The organism is Methanospirillum sp., from assembly GCF_028679455.1.
Classification (GTDB): Archaea; Halobacteriota; Methanomicrobia; order Methanomicrobiales; family Methanospirillaceae; genus Methanospirillum.
Map to the genome: position 1 here is coordinate 1 of NZ_JAJRBM010000407.1, position 8,454 is coordinate 8,454.

General features: G+C 40.0%; 9 protein-coding genes. 5 read left to right on the forward strand and 4 right to left on the reverse strand.

What is annotated here, in order from left to right; genetic code table 11:
* Positions 1-87: 87 nt before the first annotated feature.
* Positions 88-519 carry a universal stress protein gene (locus LUQ50_RS13905; protein ID WP_300040686.1) on the reverse strand — a complete coding sequence of 144 codons (432 nt, stop codon included), beginning with the start codon at positions 517-519 and terminating at the stop codon, positions 88-90.
* Positions 520-1,223: 704 nt separating this feature from the next.
* Here LUQ50_RS13905 and LUQ50_RS13910 point away from each other — a divergent pair.
* The 4 genes from LUQ50_RS13910 (at position 1,224) to LUQ50_RS13925 (ending at position 4,340) form a co-directional block, all read left to right on the forward strand.
* Positions 1,224-1,442 (forward strand): DUF3006 family protein, encoded by a 219-nt coding sequence (locus tag LUQ50_RS13910; protein ID WP_300040702.1) that lies wholly within the window; start codon positions 1,224-1,226, stop codon positions 1,440-1,442.
* Positions 1,443-1,598: 156 nt separating this feature from the next.
* Positions 1,599-2,816: a hypothetical protein gene (locus LUQ50_RS13915; protein WP_300040688.1), complete on the forward strand. Its 1,218-nt coding sequence runs from the start codon at positions 1,599-1,601 to the stop codon at positions 2,814-2,816.
* A complete protein-coding gene (locus LUQ50_RS13920; protein ID WP_300040690.1) occupies positions 2,800-3,570 on the forward strand; it encodes an ABC transporter permease in 771 nt (256 codons plus the stop codon). Before LUQ50_RS13915 ends, LUQ50_RS13920 begins: the two co-directional genes overlap by 17 nt.
* A complete protein-coding gene (locus LUQ50_RS13925; protein ID WP_300040692.1) occupies positions 3,567-4,340 on the forward strand; it encodes an ABC transporter ATP-binding protein in 774 nt (257 codons plus the stop codon). The genes LUQ50_RS13920 and LUQ50_RS13925 overlap by 4 nt, the downstream gene beginning before the upstream one ends.
* Positions 4,341-4,756: 416 nt before the next feature.
* On the opposite strand, the gene LUQ50_RS13930 is transcribed toward LUQ50_RS13925, so the two are convergent.
* Entirely contained in the window at positions 4,757-6,103 is a 1,347-nt protein-coding gene (locus LUQ50_RS13930) for a condensation domain-containing protein (RefSeq protein ID WP_300040694.1), read from the reverse strand.
* Positions 6,104-6,300: 197 nt separating this feature from the next.
* Positions 6,301-6,441: a hypothetical protein gene (locus LUQ50_RS13935; protein ID WP_300040696.1), complete on the reverse strand. Its 141-nt coding sequence runs from the start codon at positions 6,439-6,441 to the stop codon at positions 6,301-6,303.
* 691 nt (positions 6,442-7,132) lie between these two features.
* On the opposite strand from LUQ50_RS13935, the gene LUQ50_RS13940 reads away from it, so the two are divergent.
* A complete protein-coding gene (locus tag LUQ50_RS13940; protein WP_300040698.1) occupies positions 7,133-7,477 on the forward strand; it encodes a hypothetical protein in 345 nt (114 codons plus the stop codon).
* Positions 7,478-7,654: 177 nt separating this feature from the next.
* Here the strand turns inward: LUQ50_RS13940 and LUQ50_RS13945 are convergent, their stop codons facing one another.
* Positions 7,655-8,089: a hypothetical protein gene (locus LUQ50_RS13945; protein ID WP_300040700.1), complete on the reverse strand. Its 435-nt coding sequence runs from the start codon at positions 8,087-8,089 to the stop codon at positions 7,655-7,657.
* Positions 8,090-8,454: the final 365 nt, after the last annotated feature.

The following is an 8,454-nucleotide window of genomic DNA, read 5'->3' on the forward strand; positions in this document are numbered from 1 at the left end:
AAAAAAGATCAGATCTAACTGGAAATATCATACCCCCATTTTCCAGGGTACGTATCTTTTGAGATCTCTTAGAAATCCCAGATGAGATTACTTAACAACAAGAATCTTACAGGATGCTGATCGAATGACCTGTTCAGCTACACTCCCGAGAAGCAGACGCTCAATACCTCGTTTTGCATGTGTTCCTATCACGATGAGATCGATCTCTTTTTCAGTTGCGTACTTGACGATCTCGGCATCTGGTTTTCCTTCAAGAATTACGGTTTCGAGATTTACTCCTTCTGCTTTTGATTGAACAAATGTCAGAGCAGATGCAGCTTGAGTCTGAATTACTTCTCTTGGATCTTTCATCATCACATCCGTAGGTGCCTTATCGAACCTGCGAGTATCCATTACATAGACCGCAAATACCTTTGAACCGCATTCGCGTCCAATTTTTAATCCTTCTTCGATTGCAGTTATATTCATATCCGATCCGTCTGTCGCAATTAGGATCTTCTCAAATAATTCAATGGCCATAGGCATCACTTCCTTCTATAATGTAATACTATATTCTTATACATGATACATGTTGCGGGGATGCATGGATATCATGATAAATGGCGTCAATTTCTCTAAATTACGAGATACGTTGTCACCCCTTATTGAAATTAGTACCTGATATAATATCAGTTCCAGCAAGGGATAATCATCGGGAATTAGATCTGAAAAAATAGAGCAATATAAACGTATTGCTAATCAAAGTCGGTTTGGTTAGTACATTATTTCAATTTTCGGGTCGTGATCTAACATAATTGCACTGTTGGAAAGCGGATCCACTCTTCTATTGTTCACATATGATCTGTTAAACCCCCACCATGGCAGGTGTTCTCTTCATTGATGGTTCCTACCGACCTCGACACGTTAATTTAATGGAATTTACTTACTCTTCTCCTATCCTATGGCTCTTAAAAATATTTCTTCCAGGAGGCTGTGAAACCTATGATGCCGATGCATAGGTTGTAAAAATCGCTTACCATGGATCAAAAGGATCAGTAACTAATGCCCTTCTCTCTGATTCACAGCCAGAGACGGTAATTATCTCAGTCACAGAGGGAATAATTACCATTACCCGACCCCTTCTTTAATCCGCAAACTTGAAAAACCAAAGATAACGATTCATCGGACTGATCTGGAAGGAACCATTATCCTTCATGCAGACGGATTAGAATATTGGTTTGAAGATGGTATTCGCAACCATTGATCGGGTAGAAGGCGGGGTCCTGATTGTATTGACCCATACAGAACCGGTCAGGACGATTCACCTTCCATTGGCCATTTTTCCGAAGCTTGAAGAGGGTGATGTGGTTGAGATAACCATCGAGAAGGATATGGAGATCGCCCAGGAACTTAAGGATAAGATTTTAAAAATCAGGGAAGAGTTAAACCGCGTGGAATTGTAACACCCTTTCTTATTTATCACATTAACCAGATCCCAGGTCATTTTAGTCCTTTTTTTGCATGAGACAACTCACAATTCACTCAAATATCCTGTTTTTGAACTTGGTATTGTTGAGCTAAATCAATAAGTTATAAAGACTGTTCATCCAGTGTACTATATGAAGGCTCGATTCATTCCGATCATATGCGGAATACTCCTTCTGTTCTTACTTATCCTCTCCGCGGTACCAGTAAGTCATGAACTGGTACGGTCACAAACCAAACCATCCGTAACACTGGTCTATGCTTCCTCAGGCATGATGCCCCAACTGCTTGATACCAGTCAGGTTGATGCATTCATAGTCTGGGAATCTGTTATATCAACAAGTAAACTCGGCAATATTGGGAAAGTGATAGCCCGGGATCCGGATTTTCCTCCTGATCATAAATGGGAAGACTCTGCCTGCAACGTACTTGTTATGAGAAATGAATTTATCAACAAAAATCCTGAAATAGCATCTCTCCTTTCAGCGATAACCATTGCAGGTATGAGACAGATCGAAAAAGACCCTGCTCGAGCCATCAATATTACTGCTGCATGGGTATATGGATCTAAGCCGATACATTCTGCTGGAATATCCCTCAATCCACAAGATGTTGAAACCGAGGCTTTTCATCATATTATTTTTACTGATTCAGCCTCAATCCCGAGCATCTCCCGGATTACCAGCCCGGCTGGGTCGAGTAACCACTACGATCAAAATATCTCATCCGGGATCAATAATTCAGTCAGGATATATGCTAACAAACTTTTGAACGGTTCTGAACCTGTGATTTCTGGACATCCTCAGGAGATCAAACTAGGATATCTGCCATCTAGCGATCTGTATGCTCCTCTCTATGTAGCAATTTTGGAATATGAAACGATCTGCAATACCTATGGTTTCTGTCTTGCCCCGGAGAATGGAAGTTCAGATCGCCCGAGTCATGGTAATCTCATGGTTCATAATCAGACTGTTGCAACGGTCGATCTGTTGCCAGGATCTGTCGGAGGTGGAGTGATGACCGGTCTCGGCCAGAATGTAATAGATGTTGCATATATCGGGAGTGTCCCCGTATTACTCCAGATATCAATGGGGAATGCTGCTTCGATCATTCAGTCAATCAATACTGGAGGTTCAGGTTTGGTAGTGAATGAAACTGCACCATGTACTGACTGGAAGTCATTTATCTCGTGGATAAAGCAACGTTCAACTGAGGGTAATCCCGTAATTCTTGCAGTTCCTCAAAGTTCTATCCAGGAAGAGATGATGAGAGAGGCGTTCGATTATGAAGGAATACAGATCGTATTATACGGCTTACCGCCACGGTGGAATGTAAATGAAACGTTTACATAAGATAAAACGGGGAATTGCACTACCGGTGACGATCGTCATTATCTGGGAAATTCTCTCATTGAATATCGGTAATAGTTTCATTCTTCCCGGATGGGAACTAATCGTCCCGGTCCTCATCCATCCGATGGATTCCCTGTTTGGAGGTGCATCTCTATTTGAAAATGGGGTTATCAGTCTGGAGCGTGTCCTCATTGGTTTTCTCCTTGCGACGGTTATCGCTGTCCCTCTCGGTCTACTGAGTGGCTGGTCAGAACGTGTGGATGAATACTTCAATCCGCTGATCCAGATTCTTCGTCCGGTTCCTCCTATCGCATGGATGCCTCTTGCAATTGCCTGGTTTAAGATCGGATTTGGCTCGCTTATCTTCATCATTTTTATCGGTTCTTTCTTTCCTGTTCTTATCAGTACGGTAGAAGGTGTTCACAATGTCAGGATCCGATGGCTGGAAGTTGCTGAGTCTCTTGGGGCAACAACAAAAGAAAAATTTGTCACAGTGATTATTCCAGGTGCACTTCCTTTTATCTGGACTGGCTTTCGGCTCGCATTTGGAGTAGGATGGATGTGTCTGGTAGCTGCGGAGATGCTTCCCGGAACAAGTGCAGGTCTTGGATATCTTATCATGTATGCTTACAATCTGGGCCAGATCCAGGTTATCGTGGCTGGTATGATCGTTATTGGAATAATCGGTATAGTATCTGATTATCTTTTCAGATGTGGCCAGACGCGATTCTTTGATTGGCAGGGAAAAGAATGAATAACATCCTGGAAATTAATAATATTTCAAAAATATTTGCCGAAAATAACTCCTTGTGCAAAGCAATAGACAATGTTTCCCTGACGTTAACTAAGAAAGAAATAGTCTGCCTTATGGGTCCGTCTGGGTGTGGAAAATCTACGGTTCTTCGGATCATATCCGGGTTAGATACTGCCGATTCAGGCATCATCAACGGTGATGAATGGATTTCTGCAGATTCTTTGCATACTGCCATGGTGTTTCAGGAGCATAGTCTTTTCCCCTGGCTTTCTGTTGCCGAAAATATTGGATATGGGCTCAGGATGAAGACCAGATTCTCTTCAGAACAGCAGGTAAACCAGAAAGTTTCACAACTTCTTGCTCTTGTCCGGATGGAGGAGTTTGCCAATGCTCTTCCCCACCAACTATCCGGAGGAATGAAGCAGCGGGTAGCTGTTGCTCGTGCTCTTGCGGTTGAACCTGATATTCTCCTTATGGATGAACCGTTTAGTGCCTTGGATCCATTTTCACGGCGGGAACTTCAGGACGAGGTGCTCAATATCAGGTATCACCTTGATACCACTTTTTTCATTGTTACCCATAATCCTGAAGAGGCCGTGTATCTTGCCAACCGGGTCATCATTCTGACCAAAAGACCTGCAACAGTTTTGAAGGAGGTTACGATCCCTTTCTCTTATCCCCGAAACATGGTAGATCCTGAAGTATTAGATCTGATTCAGGAGGTTACCGAAATGATAACATCAGGGAGGGGTAAGGCTGAAGTAAATTAGACAGATAATGAAATATCATTCGTAAATTTTGAGTTCACGTTGTAAGATCAAAATCGAGATCGTTGATCGAATTATTCAATCTTCAATTTCGGGAAAGTATCGGGAGAGGTTCCAGAATTTAAATATGATACTTACGCTTCAGAAGAAGGTGTAAAATTTTGAATAGTTCTATATAGCAATTTGTGGGGAGTTTGCACAAATAACGATTTTGTAATCATATCAGAAATTGTCGCTGATCTGCTCATCCTGAAAGAAAATCGATGATAAGTTTCCTGACCACAAAATATAGTTAGGCAAGATTAAGGGAGGATGGTGATACAGATGGAAGCCCCCTGACTTCTGCCTGGAGATAATCAGTAAAGGTATATTCTGGGTTAGACTCTGCTTCAAGGATTTCATGAAGATTCGTTGAGATGTTATTTAATTATCGAATATACTCCTGGATGCATGGCATATCCCGGTATCTCCTGATCAATGCAGTTAAACATCATATTTATCAGGTCCGGATCATATGCAGGCACTGCATATGTAGCTGATAAGGTCATGATGCTCTCAAAGGTGGAGAGGAGAAAGAAAAAACCAGGAGGTAGAAAAAAACTCGGAAGAATGTAAGCATTACGGACTGATAGACCGCAAAGGGTAACCTGTTTACGAGTGATAATACCCGTATTTGAGAATATTGTTGTTTTACTGGCAGTATCCTGAATAGTATTCCACGCGGAATTGATAAGTTCCTTAGCAGCCGAGTATCCTGATTCTAATTGCTTCTCCGCTTCAATGACCTCGTCAAGTCCAGGGTATTGAGATTTTTTCTGATTCATCAGGAGATGAACTCTTTTACCGGTATGTTCTAGAGATTCACCCGGCATTATAGGTACCCTGACTTCAAATGAGGTAGAGAAATTTATCAATGACCGCTTAAGTGTGATGGGAAGATATCTGCGGAGGTCAACGGTGTTATACAACGGGACTGTGATATCAGATTTCACATGGAGTACTGAAGTTATTGCACGTGCCAGGATTGCTATCATAAAATCATTTACCGTGATGTCCCATTTTCTTCGGCAATCCTGGATAATTGATGTACGTCTCTGATTGAAGCATACCATAGAATACCGATAATTCTCAACATGAAGAGACTGCAGAGGAACGGATATCCTTGAGCACCAGCCAATGCTAGTTTCGGGTTTTTGTATCTGCTTTTTTTCAGTTAGAAGATCAGATATCCGTGGTAATTGGTGATCTCTGATAGGGATTATAAATAGTTCAGGAGGATGCCCGGAAAGATATTCGGAGTAATATCTCAAGATCAGTTCGGAAAAAACTTTGAGACCCTGTGCATCCATAACGATATGATGAACATTGAAAACAACTATGTCTCCGGTTTTATCAGGATTTTCTATCAGAATGATCTGGAATAATCTTCCCAGGTATGGATCAAGAGGATATGAAAGAGCTTGGTACAGTATTTTTTCGGGAGTCCGGGAAGATAATCGAAGCAGGTAATCATGAGTAGGCTTTGTTGAACATTCCTGCCAGAAAAGAGCATCCTGATCCTTGATTATTTTGCATCTGGTAATTGGTTCTGCCAGGGTTGCGTCATCGACAGCTTTTTCCAAGATATCATAGAGTACAGGACCATCCAACTCTATCACCAGATGAATGACTTGGTTTGAGAATGTACAAAAAAGGGCTGTAGAAAAATCTAATGAATTTACCGGATATCGTTCATCCGGAGTAATACCATGTAAATGGGCTGACATCTTGGTATTTATATTATTAATGATATTATATTTAAAAATTGATAATGATTATCTTGTTATTATAACGTATCTTCCTGATCGTGATTACCGAATCTGGTATCAATAATTTATAGGATTCATTGTATTGAATCGAGATGAATGAGTTCACTTAAATTTATTGTTCCGAAAATATCCCATCAAAAAAAGGTGAAGAGCTGCTAAAGACGGTAGGTAGTGTCACCACCAATACCAATAATCGTACCAGTAATAATACCAGTAATTATTCCAGTAATTACTGAAATAATCCCAATAATAATTCCACCAATAGTTGTCATAATAGCAATAGTTACAATACCCATAATCTGCTACTGCTGCAGGAATCCCAATCGAAATTCCTAACAATGCAAGTAGGAGTAAAACAGCTAGAACGCGTTTACTACGTGCCATAATTCCTAATCAATATATACAATATTAAAGGTTGTTATCAACAAACGAATGGTTGCATATTATGGAAATATTCTGAACTAAATATGCGTCATTTTTAATATTAAAATTAAAAACTAAAATATTTTTTTCCTAAAATTGATTTAAAGATAATTATACAGATGATTCGTATTTGCGTGCTCTATTTATCCCATATACGTTTCGAATTTTGAATGGAAAATCTAATTCACAAAACGATTTCTGCTATTTCTGATCACCATAATGTTCCACATAATCTGGTCTGAATTGAGTGCTTTCATATATGTGTTTTCGTCAATCCAATTTTGACCCATCCGAGCAGTTCAAAAATGTTCCCCCTAAGGTAATCGTCGTAGTTTAAATCATCTCTCCTTCTGAAACTTGACCCACTCATGTTCAGAATAATCTCCCGATGAGTGATCCTATCCAGTAAAGCGGCAGTCAGTCAACTGGCTTGTTAAACAAAATCCAGAAGATGTCCCATTAAATCGCAATGGTTTTCGATCCTGGTCGGGATATGAAATTGGATCATTCAACATCAAGAAGGGAACCAGAAAGTTGATAAAAACACAAGGTAATATTCCCGATATGAACCATTATCTAGGAAGCATATTTGGAGTTCTGCTCATACTTCTTCTGATCTCTAGTGTTTCTGCCCATCCTCCAAGTGATCTGAACCTGGCCTATAATCAGACTACTGGAAATCTATCTGCAACATTCACTCACACGGTAACTGATATGACCACCCATTATCTTAAGAATGTGAAGATTATCGTGGATGGAAACGAGACAATTAACCAGGATTATATGACCCAGCCTACACCGGACATCTTTGCGTACACTTATTCCCTGAATGCTTCCCCGGGAACTGTGATTGATGTTTCTGGTCAGTGCAGCATCGGAGGAACCATAAAGCGATCGCTCACGGTATAAATGAGTAATATTGAGACCTCCTTTACGAGAACAGTATCAGGATCCTATTCTGGTTACCGTGTATATAGTATATTTCGTGACAAGAATCGGTTTCAATAATTTTCTAATGTGAGAAAAAATATGAGATGGGGTGGAGATAACTATTATCCGGGGCTGAAAATTGATGAAAAGAATAATTTATTTATCAATATAACGTCGATTTCTCATTTTCACGATGCCGGTTATGAGCACGATTCCTGCAATTCCATTTAACATGATTCGTATAACCGGATCAAAAAGATCTTCACCACTTAAATTTGCATGAATTATCCCGAACATTAATGCAAGATAGATAATCCGGTGGATTTGAACCCATCTCTTTTTGAGAGCAGATCTAAAAATTGCGGCAAAAAAACCGAGATATATCAGGATTATAGCGATTTTTCCTCCATTTGCTAGAAAAATGTATACAGATGAGATATTTGGAATAAAAACGGAAAGATCGTTAAATGAGAGTGCAAGCACTAGTGGATGAATGGTAATAAGGACAAGTCCGGTTAAAACAAATATATGATGGATAGTGATGAATGCATATCCAAATGCGGATTTTATCTCTTTCTTTAAGAGATTCATGATAACACCAACGGAAAGAGAGAGAAATCCAAACAGTCCGGAAAATCTGAGGGTAATATTTAATAAATCACTCGGGTGTGTGTTTACGATAATGCCAAATACTAGGATAAAGGGGGAGAAGAAGAGAAGGATAAATAGAACCCGCCTGACCAAGAAACCCATAGCATGTGATGGACCTTTTTAAATATATCAGTTTTGGATATTTTTATAGATAGATAAACCAGTTCTCCAGAATAGGCCTGAATCCGATGATTCCTGATAACCGGAGTGACGCAGCAATCTACTTCAAAGACTATGCCATGATCCATCAATATCTTTCAACTTTCGGCAAATACAAAACAAAATCTCTAGACTGAATGGATATA

Bases quoted from the DNA above. Each gene is read 5' to 3' on its own strand.
- LUQ50_RS13905 (WP_300040686.1), bottom strand. From the start codon at position 519: ATGGCCATTGAATTATTTGAGAAGATCCTAATTGCGACAGACGGATCG.
- LUQ50_RS13910 (WP_300040702.1), top strand. From the start codon at position 1,224: ATGGTATTCGCAACCATTGATCGGGTAGAAGGCGGGGTCCTGATTGTA.
- LUQ50_RS13915 (WP_300040688.1), top strand. From the start codon at position 1,599: ATGAAGGCTCGATTCATTCCGATCATATGCGGAATACTCCTTCTGTTC.
- LUQ50_RS13920 (WP_300040690.1), top strand. From the start codon at position 2,800: ATGAAACGTTTACATAAGATAAAACGGGGAATTGCACTACCGGTGACG.
- LUQ50_RS13925 (WP_300040692.1), top strand. From the start codon at position 3,567: ATGAATAACATCCTGGAAATTAATAATATTTCAAAAATATTTGCCGAA.
- LUQ50_RS13930 (WP_300040694.1), bottom strand. From the start codon at position 6,103: ATGTCAGCCCATTTACATGGTATTACTCCGGATGAACGATATCCGGTA.
- LUQ50_RS13935 (WP_300040696.1), bottom strand. From the start codon at position 6,441: ATGGGTATTGTAACTATTGCTATTATGACAACTATTGGTGGAATTATT.
- LUQ50_RS13940 (WP_300040698.1), top strand. From the start codon at position 7,133: ATGAACCATTATCTAGGAAGCATATTTGGAGTTCTGCTCATACTTCTT.
- LUQ50_RS13945 (WP_300040700.1), bottom strand. From the start codon at position 8,089: ATGAATCTCTTAAAGAAAGAGATAAAATCCGCATTTGGATATGCATTC.